This is a genomic window from Nostoc sp. DedQUE07, from assembly GCF_034530975.2.
Taxonomy (GTDB): Bacteria; Cyanobacteriota; Cyanobacteriia; order Cyanobacteriales; family Nostocaceae; genus Nostoc.
In genome coordinates, this window is record NZ_JAVRCC020000031.1 from 1 (window position 1) to 22,201 (window position 22,201).

A 22,201-nucleotide genomic window follows, 5' to 3' on the forward strand; every position below is an offset into this window, starting at 1 on the left:
GAGGCTTTGAGAATCGCTTTTAAATCTAGGATATCTGAGACACTACTGCTAGAACTCGTAGAAGTGGAGGTGACAGTCCCCAAAGCGAAGATAGTTTCGTTAGTTGAGAGCGCCGAACGGGTTTGCTGTAATATGGGGCTAAGTAATTGCCGATAGCGTTTTTCCAAGTCGGCGACTTTGGCTTTCGCTCCCCAGCGAGCATAGGCGTAGTAAGCGTTTGTGATGTATTCTTGGGCAATGCGCTGTTTGCCCCAGTCGAGGTAAAATTTGGCGGCTAGTTCGTTGGCAAGTGCTTCTTCTTGGATATAACCGTGTTCTTTAGCAACAGCAATGGCGCGATCGTACTGCTCGATCGCCTCAGCTTTTTCAGCTAACACTCGATGCTTTTCTGCTTCGACCAAATGCCACTTGTGCAAGTAGTTCATCGGTGCATGGTGCGATCGCTTCTGCAACTTTGCCTGATTCTCTGCTACCCGTTGCAAGCAATCGGCCAAATCAGAATCCTCACTACAATCTCCGGTTAAAGCAGCAAGAGAGTCATAGAAGTAAAAGATTGGCACCGTAACAAGACCTGCCCCTGCTGTTAAATACTGTCTGCCCTCAGTCGCAATCTCTAACAGGGATTGTGCCGTTTCACCAAACAAGTAGCCAAGAATCAGTTTGTGCAGATAGAAGAAATGAAGCCCCATTAGATCGTTCGCTGCCAACAACTGGGGTAGCAACTGCGCCTCGTCGCACAGATCGCCCACAGAAAGCTGGGGATTCTGAGCGTTGCCCAACAGGTTAAAAACCGCCTGTCCGAGCATTTGAAAGTAGTTAAACGTCTGAACCTGTTTGAGATTCTTTGGCATCTGACTGTAGGCGTTGATGTCTTGCTCCAGCGTTCCGAGTTCCTGACTGCTGAAGTAGGCATTTTTGCAGCTATGAAGTGCGGCATAACCTGCAAATTCCAAATCTCCGGTGTCTAATCCAATTTGGTAGCCTTCCCGTAGAACTTGCACTGACGTTTGCAGATGAGTAGTTCCATGCAGAACCAGCGCCCCTGCTATAACGCGGGTTCTACATTCAACTTCCTTAGCATTGAGTTTTTCGATGACCGCTAACCCTAGCTTGCCAGCTCGATCTGCCGCTTCTATGTCTTCTAAAATGCCATTCAAGAGCAGACCATAGTGGGCATAAAAGAAGGCAGAGAATGGCGCATTGCCGTATTGAATCGAGGCATTCACCTGCGACAGAATTAGTAATGGATATAAGGATGGATTTGTAATATAAATAACTGATGCAGCGCTGGCGGCAATTTTTATCGCTGCTAGAGGTTCACCTGCCGTCATGGGAGGCAGGTATAATAACTCCTCGATCGCTCTATCGGCCAACAAGTTGACTGTATTCTGAAATCCCTGCTGGATATCCTCTTGCGTGGGGAAATCGGGCAATTGAATACCTAATTGACTTAACACTTGTTTCGCCAGGTCGCTCGCTTCTAACAGTTGATGCTGCAATGTATGATTTTGAATTTGAATTTCGTAGATTTTCACCCGATCGAGCAGCGTCTTCGCTTGCTGCAACACGATGTAAGACCAACGTTCCATTTGCTCAAAATCTCTCGAAAGAAAGGCATTTTCCGCCGCTAATTCGTGCAGCATTAGTGCCAATTCATACTGACTTTGCCAGCAATCAGGGGTTAACAGCGTGATTCCCGTAGTTGCATAGGTTATAGCAGATTCATAGGCGGTTGCAGACCGGGCTTTTTTTGCGGCGAGTCCGTTTAACTGGGCAATTTTCTCTCGTTCTGCGGGTTCAACGACCAATTTCAATCCCCTGTTCAGGTGATTGACGATATCAAATAATTTGTTGTTCTGTTCTATGTCCGATGTATAGTCGAGCAGCAGTTGACCTATTTTCAGATGGATCGAAGCTTTCCGATCGTCAGGAATCAGGGAATAGGCGGCTTGCTGGACGCGATCGTGTAAAAATTTGTAAGCAACTGTCAATTGTTCTCGCTCATCGAGCGCTGGTTGTACTTCGTCTACGAATGACAAATGACTAATGACTAATGACTCTTGTTGGTAAAACTTATAAACTTCACTAATTGGTAAAATTAACCCTTCTTGCAAGCCTTTCCATAACGCTGCCGCTACGTCTGTTTGGGTTTGTTCTGCAACAATTGCTAGAGTATTCAAATCAAACTGCGCCCCGATGCAAGCTGCCAATTTGAGAATTGTTTGGGTTTTTAGTGGCATTTTCTTTAGTTGCACTGCCACAAACTCTACGACATTATCAGTGAGCGAGAGCGATCGCACCTGAGTAATGTCGCACTGCCAATAGTTACCGTCAAAGTTAAAGGTAATTAATCCATCTTCATACAATGCTTTGAGAAATTGTGTGGTGAAGAAGGGATTACCTTTTGTTTTGCTCATCACCAGTTCGGTCAACGGTAACGCCAAATTTAGAGAACAACTAAGCGTATCTGCAACTAACTGGTTTATCGATGCCCGATTCAGGGGAGCTAGAGTAATAGTATTGATGGTTGCCTTTGCTTTTTCCAGCTCTTGCAGCGTCAACATCAATGGATGAGCTTGTGAAACTTCGTTATCCCGGTATGCGCCGATCGTCAAGAGATACTGATTATCAGCTTTACTCATCAACAGGTGCATCAACTTCAGCGATGCCGAATCTGCCCACTGCAAGTCATCAATAAATATGACTAGAGGATGTTCTTTTGTGGCGAACACTTGAATAAATTTTTCAAACAGTAAGTTGAAGCGATTTTGAGCAGCACTGCCAGAAAGGTCGGGTACAGAAGGTTGTTTGCCAATAATGCGCTCTAGTTCGGGAATCACCTCAATAATTATTTGTCCATTTTCTCCAAGTGCTGCTAATATTTGCTTTCTCCATCGCTCTAGCTGGAGATCGCTTTCGGTTAATAATTGCCCCATTAAATCTCGAAATGCTTGGACAAAAGCAAAGAAGGGAATATTCCGTTGAAATTGGTCGAATTTTCCTTTGATGAAATAACCGCGTTGCTTGACAATAGGTTTGTGAACTTCGTTGACGACCGCTGTTTTTCCAATGCCGGAAAACCCAGCGACTAGCATCATTTCTGTTGCACCAAGGCTAACTCTTTCAAAGGCTTGTAATAGAGTTTCAACTTCGGTTTCTCGTCCATAGAGTTTATCGGGGATGAGAAAGCGATCGCACACATCCTGCTGCGCTATTTCAAAGCCTTCAACCCTACCAGAAATTTGTAGTTGATGTAAACATTTTTCTAAATCAAATTTCAACCCCAATGCACTTTGATATCTATCTTCGGCGTTTTTCGCCATCAACTTCATGACGATATCTGAAAGCACCTGTGGAATTTCTTTTTTTGTTTTGCTCGTCAATTTCTCTGGAAGTTTTGCAATATGAGAATGTACCAACTCCATAGGTTCGTTGGAGGCAAAAGGTAACTCTCCTGTGAGGAATTCATAAAAAGTTACACCGAGTGAGTAGAAGTCTGTGCGATAGTCAATCCCTCGATTCATTCTGCCTGTTTGTTCGGGAGAAATATAAGCAAGTGTTCCTTCTAACACGTTGGGATTGACGAGGGTTTGGGTTTCTCTTGGTAAAAGTGATGCAATACTAAAGTCAATTAATTTAATTTGTTTGGTTTCGGGATTAATTAATATATTGCTGGGTTTAATATCTTTATGGATGATGCGCTCTTTGTAAAGTAAATTTAAGGTGTCGCACAGAGCGATCGCAATTTCTAAAAACTCCTGTAGAGATTGTAGATTCCCTGTGAATTTCCATTCTTTGAGAGAAATCCCGCCAAAATCTTCCATCACCAGTGCATAGCCATTTTGATAAGGTTCTAGGCTATAAGTTTGAACTATTAAAGGTGAATTAAGATTTTTGGCAATGGTATACTGATTGCGAAACGATAAGAGTTCGCTGAAATTGGGATAGGGATTTTTCAGTAGTTTAATGACTATCGCTAAGGAATCAGTTTCTCGATATCCTCGATAAACGAGTGTTCTCGAACCATTGTAAAGTTCTTCAATTAAGCGGTATCCAGGAATTCTCACAAAAGTGCTGACCATAACTGCTGAAAAAGTGATGATTTACAGAGATAGTATTCCCAGATATCTCAAGCTATTTAGGAACCAGAATAAAAATTTACACCGGAATTTCAATGAGAAATTCTGTACCTTCACCGATAACAGAGTTGCAATACAATTTGCCGCCGTGGGTTGATTCCACAATTTGACGGGCGATCGCTAATCCTAAACCCGTTCCTTTTCCCACAGATTTGGTTGTAAACAAATGGTCAAATATCTTTTGTTTGACTGTTTCATTCATGCCATTAGCATTATCAGCAATCGTTATTGTAACTCGATCGTCTTGCAATGAGGTTTTAATTGTAATCTTGTTAGGTTTTTTTTGGATTTCTGCAAAACTTTGCCCATTATTCGACTCATCTAAGGCATCAATGGCATTAGCTAGGATATTCATAAACACCTGGTTTAATTGTCCAGGAAAACATTCAACTTCAGGCAAATTGCCATAATCGGTTATTACTTCAATTGCTGGACGTTGATCGTTGGCTTTGAGACGATGTTTGAGAATTAAAATTGTACTTTCAATCCCTTGATGAATTTTAAATGCCACTTTGTAATCTTTATCAGCGCGGGAGAAAGTTCTTAAACTAGTACTGATATTTTTCAGGCGATCGCACGCCATCACCATTGAATCTATTACTTTTGGTAAATCTTCTAAACTATAATCTAAGTCAATTTCTTCTGCATGGTCAATAATTTCAGCACCCGGATTAGGTAAACTTTCTTGATAAAGTTTCAAGTGTTGCACAACATCGGCAATAGTGGGTTTAGTTTGTTTGAGACTTGCAGCAATAAAGCCCAAAGGATTATTCATTTCATGGGCTACACCAGCAACTAAATTACCCAGTGCAGACATTTTCTCATTTTGAACAATTTGTAATTGCGCTTGTTGTAAATCTTCTAAGGCTGTTCCCAGTGCTTGAGATTTTTCTGTAACTGCTGATTCAGCTTGTTTGCGATCGCTAATATTAATCGTTGTCCCAACTACGCGATAAACTTTGCCCGTCTCATCTTTTAAAGGGCTGAGTGTGGTTAAAAACCAAATTTTCTGGTCATTAAATGTTAAACATTCTTCATAGGTGATCGGTGTTCCAATTTGGAAACAATGCAGATATTTTTGCTCGATTGCTGCAACTTCATTAGGAGCCATTAATTCTTGCGGAGTTTTACCCAGCACTTGGGAAGCAGGTATACCAACCGCTAATTCGCACGATTTACTCCATCCTGTATACTCAAACCTACCATTATCACGGATATCAGTCACAAAAATAAGACAGCCAACACCTTCATAAATACTATTGAGGAACTTTTCTCGCTCTTGGAGATGATTATATAACTGGGCATTCTCCAAAGAAATTGCAGCTTGAGTGCAGAGGAAATTTACAATGGAAAGGCGATCGCTAGTAAATACGCCTTGAGTCAGTTGATTTTCTAGGTAAAGAATCCCTACTAAACGCCCTTGATTAAGAATCGGGGTACATAATACACTCTGGGGTTGGGTTCGCTGCATATATTCCCCAATCAACCCAATGGTATCTGTTTTGCAATTGTCTATAACAACTGTTTGTTGAGTATTTTTGACGTAATTGATAATTTTTGCAGGAATCTCTTGACAATTAGCGAGTGATTGTGGTTCCAGAATGGTTTGTATTTGGTCATGATTGATAAAGGTAATTGCCCTAACTTGCCAATTATCACCAGATACTTTCTTCAATAAGGGTTCTCCCCGCACGGCAGTGTCCTCATCTTGGGGAAGAATTAGTACAACTTTCTTCGCGCCAGAGTTTTCTAGGATAATCTGGGTCAAGCTGGCAATGAGTCGATCTAATTCCAGAGAACCGGAGATAGCTTGAGCGGCTTTAAGAACAGAGGTAAAATCTAATGTCTGGGAAATACCAGTACTGCCAGTGGTAGAAGTGCGAGTAGATGAGGAAGTGCCGCGAAAGCTAATAGTTTCTAAGGTATTGAAGTTGATTCGTTGCTGTTGCAGAATCGATTGGAGTAGTTGGGGATAGCGTTTTTCTAAGTCTTCTATTTTGGCTTTTGCACCCCAACGAGCGTAGCAGTAGTATGCTTCTTGCATATATGCTTGGGCAACTCTTTCTTTACCCCAATCGAGATAAAATTTTGCTGCTAGTTCGTTGCCAAGTGCTTCTTCGTTAATGTATTCGTTTTCTTTGGCGAGGGAGATGGCGCGATCGTAATGTTCAAGTGCTTCTGCTTTATTGCCCAACACTCGTTGTTTTTCAGCCTCAACTAAATGCCATTTATGTAGATGATTCATGGGAGCATTTTGCGCCCATTGCTGCAAAGTGGTTTGATGGGTTTCTACCAAAGCGAGAAATTCGGCTTGCTTTGGCTCTGGCTGTGCCAGCAAGAGCGCTAAATGCGTCAGGGCTGCATAGAAATGAAAAATGGGAATAAAAATCATGCCTGATACTGCCATCAAATACTGTTTGGCTTGGGCGTTATAGTCTAGGGCAGCCGTGTAGTTACCAAAAAAGTAGGCAAGTATCAGTTTGTAAATATAAGCAATAGCGATCGCCGAGAGATCCTTGTCTTGATGGTGCTTAGGAAGCATTGCTGTTTCATTGTAGGCAGTGCCAATTAAGCAATCCGACAGAATACGGGCTTCCCTCAAGTTCTCCACAGTCTGCTGCATCATATCCAAATAAGTCAGGGCAGAATGTTGTTTTACCTGCACTAAGACAGCCCTGTAACCTGCTATTTCGGGTTCCCAAATGTCCAGTTCTACCCCAGCAAAAAGTTTGGCAATGAAGTAATTGAGCGAGTTATAGCCAGCGTTGAGAAAATCACCAGTTTCCATACCAGTCGCATAGCCATCTTTCATCGTCAGCATCGTTGCCCTGAGAGATTCCTGATGATGTTGAATCCAGGCCGCAAACAGAAGTAGAATCTTACACTTGAATTCCCCGACATTAAATCGGTCAAGCAAATTCATTGCTAATCGCCCAAAGCTATAGCCTGTTTTCACTTCTGACAAAAAGGCACACAACACCATACCGTGAATCATATACCCCACCGTTGATGCAGGTGCATTCCCAAACTGGAGTGATAAACTCACCATCGTTGCGCTCAGTATGGGCAGTAATCCGGGCATTGCCTGTAGAATCGGTGAAAATAATATTCCTAAGAGTTGCATAGCTGCCTGAGTTTGGCGGTCGCTCATGATAGGTAGATCGACTAATTCTTCAATCCCTCTGCCGCTTTGAAGGCTGGCTACAGTCTGTAGTACTTTGCCAATTTTGGCTTCGTCAGGTGCAGTGGGGAGTTCAATCCCCAATTGAAAGAGTGCATCTCTGCCAACTGCGATCGCTTCTAATATTCTGGTCTGGGCAGTCTGGGCAGCAATTTGAATTTCGTAAATTTTAACTTTGTCTAAAATCGTCTGGGCTGATTTCAACACCTGTACTGCGATCTGTTCCATGCCATCAAAGTCAGCATTCAAGTAGGCGGCTTCGGTGGCGGCAACGTAGAGACTCAGGGTCAATTCATATTGTTCTTGCCAGCAATTCGCTGTAAGTAGCTCAATTCCAGTTTGTAAATAGGCTCTAGCAGCAGCGTAAGCGGTAGAATTTTTGGCTTTATCTCCTGCTGCGAAGTTAAGCCGAGCCAAGGCTTCTCGTTCGCTTAATTGAGTGATTAACTCTTGCCCTAAATTCAAATGTCCAACAATATCAAACAGTTTTTCTTCTTGTTCTATTTGAGAGGAATTTTGGAGAAGTAATTGACCAATTTTGAGATGAGTTGCTTGTTTTTGACGATCGGGAATTAGAGAATAGGCAGCTTGTTGTACTCTGTCATGTAAAAATCTATAATAAGCTGTCCTTTGTCCTTTATCCTTTGTCATTCGTTCGCTCTTTTCTAATGACGACTGACCACTCGCCCTGAGCAAAGCCGTACCCCTACGGGGAAGCAAGCTACGCGTAGCGTCTCGTAGAGAAGGGACGACCAATGACGAATCTTGATAAAACTTATAAACATCACTAATCGGTAAAATCAACCCTTCTTGTAAAGCTTTCCATAAACTAGCAGCCGTTTCAATTTCTGATTCTTGCGAAACAATTGCCAAAGTTGCTAAATCAAATTGGTTGCCAATACAAGCAGCTAACTGCAACACTTTTTGAGTTGATTTAGGCAGTCTTTGTAATTGAAATATCATGAAATTCACAACATCATCTGTAACTGCTTGCTGATTGATTTGGGTAATATCACATTGCCAATATCCTGATTCAAAGTTAAATTCAATTAACCCATCTTGGTGTAGTGCCTTGAGAAACTGGATGGCAAAAAACGGATTACCTTGAGTTTTCTGAAATACCAATTGAGAAACAAGTAATGCCGAATCTTTTGTACATTTCAGTGTATCAACAACTAATTGATTTACTTGCGATTGACTCAGAGGCGCTAAAGTAATCGTATTAATTGTGGCTGCTGTTTTTTGGATATCATTCAAAGTCAACATTAATGGATGTGCTGAATTGATTTCGTTATCACGATAAGCACCAATTAAGAAAAGATGTTTGGTATCAGCCATTAATAACTGTATTAACATCAACGATGCTGAATCTGCCCATTGTAAATCATCTAAAAACATCACCAATGGATGTTTTTCACTGGTAAAGACTTGGGTAAATTTCTGAAATAATAAATTAAACCGATTCTGGGCGGCAGTTCCTGATAATTCTGTAGCAGGTGGTTGCTGACCAATAATTCTTTCTAATTCCGGGATAACTTCAATAATTACCTGTCCATTATCACCCACAGCCGCTAAAATATTGGTTTTAAATTGCTGAATTTGAGCATCGCTTTCGGTTAATAATTGCCCGATTAAATCGCGGAAGGCTTGCACAAAAGCACTAAAGGGAATATTTCGTTGAAATTGGTCATATTTCCCTTTGATAAAATAACCGCGTTTTTTGACAATTGGTTTATGAACTTCGTTAACTACAACGGTTTTCCCAATACCCGAAAAACCAGCCACCAGCATCATTTCTGTCGCACCTGTACTAACGCGCTCAAATGCTTGCAGGAGAGTTTCTACTTCTGTTTCTCGTCCATAAAGTTTATCAGGGATAATAAAGCGATCGCACAGATCCCGTTGAGCAATTGGAAAACTTTTAATTTCACCAGTTTCTTGGAGTTGAGATAAACAAGTTTCTAAATCAAATTTCAGTCCTAATGCACTCTGATAGCGATCTTCAGCATTTTTTGCCATTAATTTCATGACAATATCTGACAACACTTGCGGAATCTCTTCATTTTTAACTTCCTGAAAAGATGGTGGAAGTTTTGCTAGATGACAATGTACCAACTCCATCGGATCGTTTGAATGGAACGGTAACTCACCCGTAAGTAGTTCATAAAAAGTGACACCTAAAGAATAGAAATCAGTCCGATAGTCAATCCCCCGATTCATTCTTCCTGTTTGTTCGGGAGAAATATAACCAAGTGTCCCTTCCAAGACATTGGGATTCATCAGTGTTTGAGTTTCCCGTGGTAGTAGGGATGCAATACTAAAGTCAATTAATTTAACTTGTTTGGTGTCTGGATTAATTAAAACATTGGCGGGTTTGATATCTTTATGAATAATCCGGCCGCGATACAATATATCTAAGGTGTTGCACAGTGCGATCGCTATTTCTAAAAACTCCATCAAAGATTCTAAGTTTCTCCCCACTCCCCAATCCTTGAGAGAAATCCCCCCAAAATCTTCCATTACCAACGCATAACCATTTTGATACGGTTCTAGGCTATAAGTTTGAACGATCAGAGGTGAGTTGAGATTTTTTGCTATGGTGTACTGATTGCGAAACGACAAAAGTTCGCCGAAACTCGGATAAGGATTTTTCAGCAGTTTGATCGTTACGGGTAATGAGTCAGTCTCTCGATACCCTCGATAAACGATGGTTCTAGAACCATTGTAGAGTTCTTCGCTAACCTTATAGCCGGGAATATTGACTCTCGTACTAACCATACTGCTAAATCTTTAAGACTCCAGATATAGTGTTCCCAGATATCAAGCGAACCCGTCGCTCCCCGACTTGAAATTTTCAGGATTTAGACTCAAAGAAAATCGGCGCTAATCCCATCCATTCTTTACGAAACGCGGCGCGAACAAGGAGTATCCGAGATTCATACCGGAATTTCAATCGTAAATTCTGTACCCTGACTCAGAACCGAATTAAAACTTAATTTGCCACCGTGGGTTTCTTCAACGATTTGACGAGCGATCGCAAGTCCCAATCCTGTACCTTTACCAACAGCTTTCGTCGTAAATAAATGGTCAAATATTTTTTGTTTAACTGATTCGTTCATCCCTTTGCCATTATCAGTAATGGAAACTTTAATTAGATTATTTTCGACTGAGGTTGTAATTGTAATGCAGTTAGGATTGGCTTTAATTTCTTCAAAGCTGAGTCCATGATTAGATTCATCTAATGCATCAATAGCATTAGCGAAAATATTCATAAATACCTGATTTAATTGACCGGGGAAACATTCTACTTGAGGTAAATTACCGTAGTTTGCAACAACTTGAATCGCCGGACGTTGTTCATTGGCCTTGAGACGATGTTTGAGAATTAAAATTGTGCTATCAATGCCTTCGTGGATATTGAAAGGTACTTTGTAATCTTGATCGGCACGAGAGAAAGTTCTCAAACTGGTGCTGATGTTCTTTAGCCTGTCACACGCCATAGACATAGAATCAATCATCTTGGGTAAGTCTTCTAAGCTATAATCCAAATCGATTTCTTCGGCGTGGTCTTCGATTTCATCGCTTTTGTTGGGTAAACTTTCTTGATATAGTCTGAGATGTTCAACAATATCAGCGATAGTAGGTTTCGCTTGTTTGAGACTAGCAGCAATAAAACCAAGGGGATTATTCATTTCATGAGCTACACCAGCAACTAAGTTTCCGAGTGCAGACATTTTCTCAGTTTGCACCATTTGTAATTGTGCTTGTTGCAGGTTTTGTAAAGCAGTTTCTAGCTCTTGTGCTTTTTGTTGAAGTTGGACTTCAGCAACTTTGCGATCGCGTAGCGCAACTTGTTGTTCTGTAATATCATCTGCTAGGGAAGCAACTCCGATTGACTCGCCATCTGCATTTACAAGCGGATTATTATACCAAGCACAAATGATAATTTTACCATCTTTTGTCACATTTTCATTGATACTGTAATTGCCGCCCTCCTGCGATATAATTTCGACGCTTACTTGCTCCATTTCTGCTTGAATTATTTCAGGAATGATGAATTTGAAGTCACAACCCAAAGCTTCTTGTTTGCTGTAGCCAAAGATTCTTTCTGCGCCTGGGTTCCAGTCAGTAACCTGAAAATTGGTATCCCACTCGATGACTGCTAATGGAGTTTGCTGAACCAATAGCTGGAGTTTTTGCTGGGATGCTTGCAAGACAGACTGGGCGGCGCTTAACTCCTCAAGCGATCGCTCTAGCTGTTGGGAATACTCTAGCGATCGCTCATAAAGTCGGGCATTTTCCAAAGAAATTGCCGCCTGAGTACACAGCAAGTTGAGCAGTTCGACGCGATCTTTTGTGAACGCCCCTGTTGCTAAATTATTTTCTAGATATAAAATGCCCATCAATTTACCTTGATGCAAAATCGGGCTACACAAGATACTTTTCGGCTGCTGACGTATGATATAGGGGTCGTTGGCTAAGGTTGGATCGGCGATCGCATCAACTATCACAGCAGTCTGTCTATCGTGCTTCACTTTGTAAATCAGCTTCAGGGGAATGTCTTGACTGTCCTCAACGGGAAGGCGTTGTAACACTACTGGCTGCATCCCCACGGTAATTGACCCTTTAATTAGCAGACGTTCGCCTTTGGTATCGCCTAGCGAATCGTTTCGCAACAGCATAAACACGCATTTATCAGCCCCAGCATTTTCAATGACGATTTCAAGCAACGATGAAAGCAGTTTTTCAAATTCGATTTCGCCGGAAAGAGTGTGAGAGGCTTTGAGAATAGCAGCTAAATCTAAAGCAACAGAAACACTACTACTGTGGGAAGTGCCGGAATTCGTGGGTGTAACACTTGCTAACGAGAAGATTGTTTCGCTAGTGGAGAAGGGAGTATGGGTGTGCTGGAAGATAGGGGCTAGCAGTTGCGGATAGCGTCTTTCCAGATCGGCAACCTTGGCTTTTGCCCCCCAACGTGCGTAAGAGTAATATGCTTCTTGCATATATGCTTGGGCGAGTTTTTCTTTCCCCCAGTTGAGGTAAAATTTGCCAGCAAGTTCATTCGCTAGTGCTTCTTCTTGGATATATGTGTTTTCTTTGGCAGAGGCGATCGCGCGATCGTAGTAATCCATTGCTTCATACATCCGCCCCAATACCCGATACTGCTCTGCTTCAACCAAATAAAATTTGTGTAAATGGTTTGTGGGTGCATGGTTTGCCCATTGTTTGAGCTTCTTCTGGTTGTCAACAACTTGCTGGGGGAGGCATTCTTTACCTTGAGTGTTGGGTAACATCGCCAGATGAGTCAATGAATCATAAAAGTCAAACACCGGCACCATAAAACAGCCGGATACTCCACTTAAATATTGTTTGGCATCAGCCGCCACTTTGATAGCTTGTTCCCATTCATTAAACAAGTAACAAAGAATTAATTTATTGATATACAGTGTTCCCATTGCGTAAAGATCGTTTGCCTTTTGATGCAAGGGCAACATGATTTGTTCGTCATAGATTACACCTTGAATTTCCCAAGGACACTTGCTCTCGGCGAGTAAATTTAAGACGGATTGGTAAAAGACTCTCAGATAATTATGAGCAACTTCCTGTTTGAGTTGAGCCAATGCCTGATTGTAAACCTTCATCTCTGGTTCTAGGATTGATAAATCTTTTCCGAGAAAAAAGGAAAGCGAACAGTAATTGTAGGCACAGTAGGCAGCATATTCTAAAGTACCCATCTCCAGACCGCTATGGTATCCGTCGAGCAAAGGAGCAAGTGAATTTTGAATATGATGTTTCCAAGGTTTCACGAAGGGATAAACCATGTTAATCGTGCTGGCTTTAAATTCTTTGCTTTGGAAGCGTGATAGTAGTCCCATTGCCAGTTCGCCAATGCGATCGCCTAAGTCTATTTCTCCAATAACACACAAAATTACTCCATACCAAGCATAAGCCTGTGCTGATACCGCAGCATTACCGTATTCTACTGATAACCTAATCTGCTTACACACGATTAATGGCAGTAATTCTGGAACCGCTTGATAGACTGCTGCTGTCACCGCCGCTAAAATTCGGATCGCTGCCAGGGCTTGGAAGTCTGTCATTTCTGGCAGTTCCAAGAAATCTTCTAAATGTTTTCCTTTTAATACATCTTGAGTCTGTTGCAAACTTTCAGTAATATCTGCGTCAGTCGGCTGTGGAAACAATACTCCAAATAATTCCAAAATCGAAAGAGCGGTTTTAATAGCTTTGGGCTGTTGACTCTGGGCTACCTCGGCCAAAATTCTCACTTCATAGACCTTCACTTTGTCTAGTAATTGACGGGCATTTTGCACTACTTCGTCAACTATCTGCTCCATTTGCCTAAAATCACCGCTCAGACAGGCTACTTCTGCGGCTAAATCATGCAAAGCTAACGTTAGTTCATAGCATTGCTGCCAACAACTTGTTGGGAGAAGTTGTATCCCTTTAGTGGCGTATTCAATTGCTGCGACGTAAGCGGTTGCAGATTTAGCTCTTTGGGCAGCAACTAGATTTAGCTTTGCTAATTCCTCACGTTCAGTTTCTACAACAATTAAATCGGCTCCTTTATTTAATTGATTGACAATTTCAAAGATTTTTTCCTCTTTTTCTGTCTCGCTCATTACACTTAAAAGCAATTGTCCAATTTTTAAGTGTGTCAGTTGTTTTTGGTCATCGGGAATCAGAGAATAAGCGGCTTGTTGGACGCGATCGTGTAAAAATCTATAATAAGCTGTCCTTTGTCCTATGTCCTTTGTCATTCGTTCGCTGTTTTCTAATGACCACTGACCACTCGCCCTGAGCGGAGCCGTACCCCTACGGGGAAGCAAGCTACGCGTAGCGTCTCGTAGAGAAGGGATGACCAATGACGAATCTTGATAAAATTTATAAACATCACCATTAGGTAAAATCAACCCTTCTTGTAATGCTTTCCACAAAGCCGCAGCCGTTTCGATTTGAGATTGTTTAGAAACAATTGCCAAACTTGCTAAATCAAACTGATTCCCAATACAAGCAGCTAGCTGTAACATCTGTTGAGTTGATAGCGCTAGTTTTCGTAATTGAAAACCCATAAAGGCAACAACATCATCTGTAACGGCTTGAGTCATCACTTGGGTAATGTCACATTGCCAACAGCCTAATTCAATATCAAATTGAATCAGATTTTCTTGATGCAATGCTTTGAGAAACTGGATTGCAAAAAACGGATTTCCTTGAGTTTTCTGATAGATTAATTGAGAAAGAGTCCATGCTGAAGTTTCTGCACATTTAAGTGTGTCACCAACTAACTGATTCACTTTGAGTTGACTCAGTGGTGCTAAAGTAATTGTATTAATCGTCGCTTTGTTTTTTTTGATTTCACTCAAAGCCAACATTAATGAATGTCCTAGATTGACTTCATTATCGCGGTATGCACCAATTAACAAAAGATGTTTTGTATCAGCCATTAATAGCTGCATTAACTTCAATGATGCCGAATCTGCCCATTGCAAGTCATCTAAAAACATCACTAATGGATGTTCGACACTGGTAAAAACTTGGGTAAATTGTTGAAATAATAAATTAAATCTATTTTGTGCCGCCGTTCCTGATAATTCTATGGCGGGTGGTTGTTCGCCAATAATTCTTGATAATTCGGGAATGACTTCAATAATTACCTGTCCATTTTCCCCAACAGCATCTAAAATCTTGCTTTTCCATTCCTGAATCTGCGCATCACTTTCGGTTAACAATTGCCCCATTAAATCCCGGAATGCTTGTACAAATGCACTGAAGGGAATATTCCGTTGAAATTGGTCATATTTGCCTTTGATAAAATAACCGCGTTGGCGAACAATCGGTTTATGAACTTCGTTGACAACCGCAGTTTTTCCAATTCCCGAAAAACCTGCTACCAGCATCATTTCTGTTGTACCAAGACTGACTCTCTCAAAGGCTTGTAATAAGGTTGATATTTCGGTTTCTCGTCCATAAAGTTTATCAGGAATGATGAAGCGATCGCACACATCACGCTGTGCAATTTCAAAACCTTCAATTTTACCATAAACTTGTAGCTGAGACAAACATTTTTCTAAATCAAACTTCAGTCCCAAGGCACTTTGATATCGATCTTCGGCATTTTTTGCCATCAATTTCATTACAATATCGCAAATAACTTGGGGAATATCTTCTCTATTTTTTAAAATTTGTGGAAGTTTAGCAATATGACAATGCACCAATTCCATTGGCTCGTTTGATGCAAAAGGTAAATTTCCTGTAAGTAACTCGTAAAATGTCACACCCAAAGAATAAAAATCAGTTCGGTAGTCAATCCCCCGATTCATTCTTCCTGTTTGTTCTGGGGAAATATAAGCGAGTGTTCCTTCTAAGATATTGGGATTGACTAGCGTTTGGGTTTCTCGTGGTAGTAAAGATGCAATACTAAAGTCGATTAATTTAACTTGTTTGGTTTCGGGATTAATCAGAATATTGCTAGGTTTAATGTCTTTGTGAATAATCCGTTCGTGGTAGAGTATATCTAAGGTATTGCATAGTGCGATCGCAATTTCTAAAAACTCCTGTAGAGATTTTCCCCTTCCCTTGATTCCCCATTCCTTGAGGGAAATCCCCCCAAAGTCTTCCATCACTAGCGCATAGCCATTTTGATAGGGTTCTAGGCTATAAGTTTGGACTATTAGCGGTGAGTTGAGATTTTTAGCTATGGTGTACTGATTCCGAAACGACAAGAGTTCGCCAAAACTCGGATGAGGATTTTTCAGTAGTTTAATAACTACAGGTAATGAGTCAGTCTCTCGATATCCTCGATAAACAATGGTTCTAGAACCATTGTAGAGTTCTTCGCTAACCTTGTATCCAGGAATATTGACAAGAGTGCTAACCATACTGCTAAATCTTTAAGACTTCCAGATTTAGTATTCCCAGATGTTTGAAGTTGTTTACTAAACGAGCCAAAAATTACACTGGAAATTCAATCACAAATTCTGTACCTTCACCAAGAACAGAGTTGCAACTCAATTTACCGCCGTGGGTTGATTCAACGATTTGTCGAGCGATCGCCAACCCCAACCCCGTACCTTTTCCCACAGCTTTTGTAGTAAATAAATGCTCAAAAATCTTTTGTTTAACTGATTCGCTTATTCCTTTGCCATTATCAGCAATGGTAATTTTTACAACACTATTTGCCAGTGAAGTATTAATTGTAATGCAATTAATATTTGTTTGAATTTCCTGAAAACTGCGTCCAATATTCGACTCATCTATTGCATCAATAGCATTAGCAAGAATATTCATAAATACCTGATTTAATTGTCCAGGAAAACATTCAATTGGCGGTAAATTACCGTAGTTAGTTATCACCTCAATAGCTGGACGTTGTTGGTTAGCTTTGAGGCGATGTTTGAGAATCAGAAGGGTGCTATCAATACCTTCGTGAATATTAAATAGCACTTTATAATCTTGATCGGCACGAGAAAAAGTACAGAGTGAAGTGCTGATTTTTTTCAGCCTGTTGCACGCCATCGTCATAGATTCAATTACCTTAGATACGTCTTCTAAGCTATATTCCAAATCAATTTGCTCGGCATGGTCAATAATTTCCTCACTGCTATTTGGGAAAGTTGTTTGATAGAGTTTCAGGTGTTCGGTAAGATCGGCAATGATGGGTTGAGTTTGTTGCAGACTAGCAGCAATAAAGCCCAAAGGATTATTCATTTCGTGAGCAACACCAGCAACTAAATTACCCAAAGCAGACATTTTCTCACTTTGGATCGTTTGTAATTGGGCGTTTTGCAAATCGGTTAGCGCCTGTTGTAATAAGAGCGATTTTTCCTCTAAAGCAAGTTCTGCTTTTCGGCGTTCGCTAATATCCAACAAGAACCCATCCCAAACTATAGTACCATCGGCTTTTTGTTCTATTCGGGCTTGGGAGTGAATCCATTTAATCATCCCAGATAGTGTAATAATTCGCCCTGACCAGTCAAAAGCAGTTAAGGTCTGCATTGAGTCAATAACAGACTGCTGGTAACTTGCGACATCATCTGGATGCATTCTCTCCAAGAGCAACTGCACATTAGCGATCGCTTGTTCGGCTGTAATTTCGTATAGTTCATAACATTCTCTACTCATATAGGTGAGAGACATTGCACCATCAGCAAATATCTGATACTGATAAACAACGCCAGGAACATTATCTACAAGTTTCTCAAAGCGAGAGTTACTCGCACTCAATTCGGCAAGCGATCGCTCTAACTGTTGGGCATATTCTAAGGAACGTTGGTAGAGTCGAGCATTTTCTAAGGAAATGGCAGCTTGAGCGCAGATTAAATTCAGCAGTTCGACGCGATCGCTGGTGAACGCTCCCATTGCTAAATTATTTTCTAGATATAAAATGCCCATCAACTTGCCTTGACGCAAAATCGGACTGCACAAGATACTCTTGGGCTGTTGACGAACAATATACGGATCGTTGGCTAAGGTGGGATCTGCTGTCGCATCCACCAGGACAACAGTCTGCCTGTTGTGCTTGACTTTGTAAATCAGCTTCAGGGGAATATCTTGGCTCTCTTCAATGGGAATGCGCTGCAATACAATTGGTTGTGACCCCTCAACAATTAACCCTTTGACCAACAAGCGATCGTCTCGCAACAACATCAACACGCATTTATCCGCCCCTGCATCTTCGATGACGATTCTAAGCAACGATGAAAGCAGTTTTTCAAGTTCGATTTGCTCTGAGAGAGTTTGGGAAGCTTTGAGAACAGCTGCTAAATCTAGGGAATCTGAACTGCTGCTAGAAGTGGCCGAACTGGTGTATGTAACGCTCCCCAAAGCGAAGATGGTTTCGTTAATGGAAAGGGGAGAACGGGTTTGCTGTAATATCGCAGCAAGTAGTTGAGGATAGCGTTTTTCTAAATCAGCAACCTTGGCTTTGGCTCCCCAACGAACATAGCCATAGTAGGCTTGAATCATATACTCCTGAGCAATCCGCTCCTTATCCCATTCCAGGTAAAACTTTGCTGCTAGTTCGTTGGCGAGTGCTTCAATTTGGCTAAAGTGATTTTCTTTGGCTGCGGTAATGGCGCGATCGTAACAGGCGATCGCATCTGCGTAGTTACCAGAAACTCTCGCCATTTCAGCCCCAAGCAACAGCGATTGATGCAAAAAGTTCTCTGGACAAGTCTCGGCCCAGGTTTCTAGCAGCTGCCGATGCTGCTGCATCACATTCCAGTAGTGCTGTTGATTCTCTGGTGTTGCTTGGAGATAAAGTGCAGCTAAACTAAGTGGGTAATAGAAGTGGAATAAAACGATCGGAAACAGACCAAGATTAGAAGCCAGGGTTTTTTCAGCAATTGCAGCAACTTCCAGGGCATCGGCATAGCGACCGTACAAGTACAATAGCTGGAGTTTCAAGAAGCAATACCAATTGATCCCAGCTTCAAAATTATTCTTTTGCCAAGCATCAAGACAGACAATCTGGCGATCGCCGCGATCGACTAGCAGATCGGGTTCTTCTAATAAACCTTGCAGGTGCAAAAGAAATTGCTGTTGGAGATTAAATGTCAGCGTCATGTTCGCATTATTTACTTGTTGCACATAGCTCAAGTATTTCTCGGTTTCGGCATACACCTCTGATAAGCAATCGCCCTTCAGCAGCATTGTCCAAATCAGACATATTACTGCCCAAATGCCAAACCCAATGTCACCTGTTTCATAACTAATCTGAACAGATTGTTGGTAAACTGCGATGTTTTCCACCAGTGGTCTGTTGTAGGGATTGATTGTATGACCAAAAACGTTATTGGTTTTAGGAATGAACTTGGTGCTATTGAATTGGCGATCGAGCTTTTGCCCTAAAGTAGCGAACTCATAAGCACTTCGATAGTCTCCCTGAATTGTGAGCATCATCCCATACAAACAATAAGCGCAACCCGAACTTTCGGCATTGCCATAGGTGAATGAAGTCTGAACCATTAACAGGATGCTGAGAATTGTCAGCGCTTGATTGCCACCAACATAAGCAGCTCCCCATAAATCGGGGAGGATTGACATACATACTTTCTTCGCCGGATCGGTCATCGCAGGCAGATCGAATAAATCTGCGGGTTGCACAGTTGCCAGTTTGGAATGAATTTCCTGGAGTGTAGTTGCAATTAGCGCTTGCTGACCTGCATCGGTTGCCGGAATGCTCATACCCATAACACTCAAGCCACTCAGTGCAGCTTCATAAGCGGCGAGTAAATTCTCTCCCTGATTGGATCTCAGAGCTAGTTGCAGCCCATAAATGTCTGCTAGCTCGAATTTATTCTCGACGTACTGTAATGCCTGATGGAAGAGTCGTTCTGCCTCGTCAAAGCGTCCTGTGATGTATTCGCATTCTGCACATTCCCGATAAAGCTTAAACGTGAGGTCGTAGGCAGTTTGCCAACTATCTTCGGGAAGCATTTCCATACCGATCGCACAGTATTTAATGGCTGCTTTATAAGCTGTGGAAACTTTTGCTTTTTTGCCAGCAATCAGATTCAACTGCGCTAACTCATAGCGATCGGCGATCCGATTTATCAGAGCAATTCCATTGTTCAACTGATTAACAATATCAAAAACATTCAGTTCTATGGCTTCAGGTGCAGTATTTTGCAACAGCAATTGCCCAATTTTGAGATGAGTCGCTTGCTTTTGGTCGTCAGGAATCAGAGAATAAGCAGCTTGTTGGACGCGATCGTGCAGGAACCGATAGGTCGGATTAACTGTCTCCCCTTGGGACTTTTGGGCATCCTGAAAAAACTTGTAAATCTGACTTGTGGGTAAAATCAAGCCTTCCTGCAAAGCTTTCCACAATGCTGTGGCTGCATCGGTTGGCGATCGTTCTGAAACGATCGCCAATGTTTCCAGATCGAACTGTGCCCCCACACAAGCAGCCAGCTTCAGTATCTCTTGAGTGGTTTGTGGCAACTTTTGTAATTGCTGCGCCATGAATTCAACCACATCATCAGTAAGCGAGAGCAATTTCACCGACACCATATCGCATTGCCAGTGTCCAACTTGCAGGTTATATGTAATGTAGTTCTCCTGATGTAAAGCTCTGAGAAATTGGGTAGCAAAGAAGGGATTGCCTTTGGTTTTTTGATAAACTAACTCTGCTAGGGGTTGTGCTAGAACTGTGGAACAACTGAGGGTGTCGGCAACCAAACAATCGATCTGAGATTGACTTAACGGGGTGAGGGTAAGGGTACTGATAGTTGCCTCAGCTTTCTTCATCTCCTCCAGTGTCAGCATTAGCGGATGGCTGGGAAAGACTTCGTTATCTCGGTATGCCCCGATTGTTAGCAGGGAATCCACTTCGCTTTGACTCATTAACACTTGCATTAAACTCAGTGAAGCTGAATCTGCCCACTGCAAATCATCGAGGAACATCACTAACGGATGTTCTAGTGTAGCGAACGCAGCAATGAATTTTACAAATACCAAGTTGAAGCGGTTCTGGGCGGCACTACCATTGAGTTCTGGGGCTGCTGGTTGTTTGCCGATAATCTGCTCTAGTTCGGGAATGACTTCAATTAGGACTTGCCCATTTTCACCTAAAGCACAGAGTATTTTCTCTTTCCACTGCGCTAGTTGCTCATCAGTTTCGCTTAACAATTGTTCCATTAAATATCGGAATGCCTGTACAAAGGCACTCAACGGGATATTACGGTTAAACTGGTCAAATTTGCCTTTGATAAAGTAGCCGCGTTGTCTGACAATTGGTTTATGCACTTCGTTGACGATAGCAGTTTTGCCAATCCCCGAAAACCCAGCAACCAGCATCATTTCTGTTGTGCCAAGGCTGACTTGCTCAAATGCTTGCAGGAGAGTTTGAACCTCCATGTCTCTGCCGTAGAGTTTATCGGGAATGATGAAGCGATCGCACACATCCCTACTCGCTATTTCAAAGCTCTCAATCTTACCCGAAACTTGTAACTGAGTTAAACAATTTTCTAAATCAAACTTTAATCCCAACGCACTCTGATATCGATTTTCGGCGTTTTTCGCCATTAATTTATTGACAATCTCCGAGAGTACAAATGGGATTTGTCGGTTAATGTCATATACTAGCAGTGGAAGTTTTGCAATATGACAATGCACCAACTCCATCGGATCGTTTGATGCAAAAGGTAATTCTCCTGTAAGTAATTCGTAGAAAGTTACGCCGAGTGAATAGAAGTCTGTGCGATAGTCAATCCCCCGATTCATTCTGCCTGTTTGTTCGGGGGAAATATAAGCAAGTGTCCCTTCTAATACATTAGGATTGATTACTGTCTGCGTTTCTTGTGGTAGTAAAGATGCAATACTAAAGTCAATTAATTTAACTTGTTTGGTTGCGGGATTAATTAATATATTGCTGGGTTTAATGTCTTTGTGGATGATGCGCTCGCGGTAGAGTAAATCTAAGGTGTCGCAGAGTGCGATCGCAATTTCTAGAAACTCCTGTAGAGATTGTAGATTCCCTGTGAGTTCCCATTCTTTGAGAGAAATCCCGCCAAAATCTTCCATTACCAGCGCATAGCCATTCTCATAGGCTTGAAGGCTATAGCTTTGGACGATTAGCGGTGAGTTGAGATTTTTAGCAATGGTGTATTGATTGCGAAACGACAAGAGTTCGCCAAAACTCGGATAGGGATTTTTCAGCAGTTTGATCGTTACTGGTAAAGAGTCACTCTCTCGATACCCTCGATAAACCAGCGTTCTCGAACCATTGTAGAGTTCTTCAGTTATGTGATATCCGGGAATCCTAACAAGAGTGCTGACCATAACTGCTCAAAGAGTGAGATTTACAGATATAGTGTTCCCAGATAGATTAAGTGTTTGATAAACAACAGCAAAG

General features: G+C 41.7%; 4 protein-coding genes. All 4 read right to left on the bottom strand.

The genetic code is table 11. From position 1 onward, the window contains the following. Nucleotides 1–4,082, bottom strand: a 4,082-nt coding sequence (locus tag RMZ95_RS21880; RefSeq protein ID WP_409883418.1) for an ATP-binding protein, incomplete at its 3' end; no start/stop codon positions are given. Nucleotides 4,083–4,158: 76 nt separating this feature from the next. Continuing rightward, a complete protein-coding gene (locus tag RMZ95_RS21885; RefSeq protein ID WP_322685197.1) occupies nt 4,159–10,098 on the bottom strand; it encodes an AAA family ATPase in 5,940 nt (1,979 codons plus the stop codon). A 158-nt stretch (nt 10,099–10,256) separates the two neighbouring features. After that, nucleotides 10,257–16,223, bottom strand: coding sequence for an AAA family ATPase (locus tag RMZ95_RS21890; RefSeq protein ID WP_322685196.1), 5,967 nt, complete (start codon nt 16,221–16,223; stop codon nt 10,257–10,259). A 73-nt stretch (nt 16,224–16,296) separates the two neighbouring features. Further along, complete coding sequence (locus tag RMZ95_RS21895) at nt 16,297–22,128, bottom strand: AAA family ATPase (RefSeq protein WP_322685195.1); 5,832 nt, start codon at nt 22,126–22,128, stop codon at nt 16,297–16,299. Nucleotides 22,129–22,201: the final 73 nt, after the last annotated feature.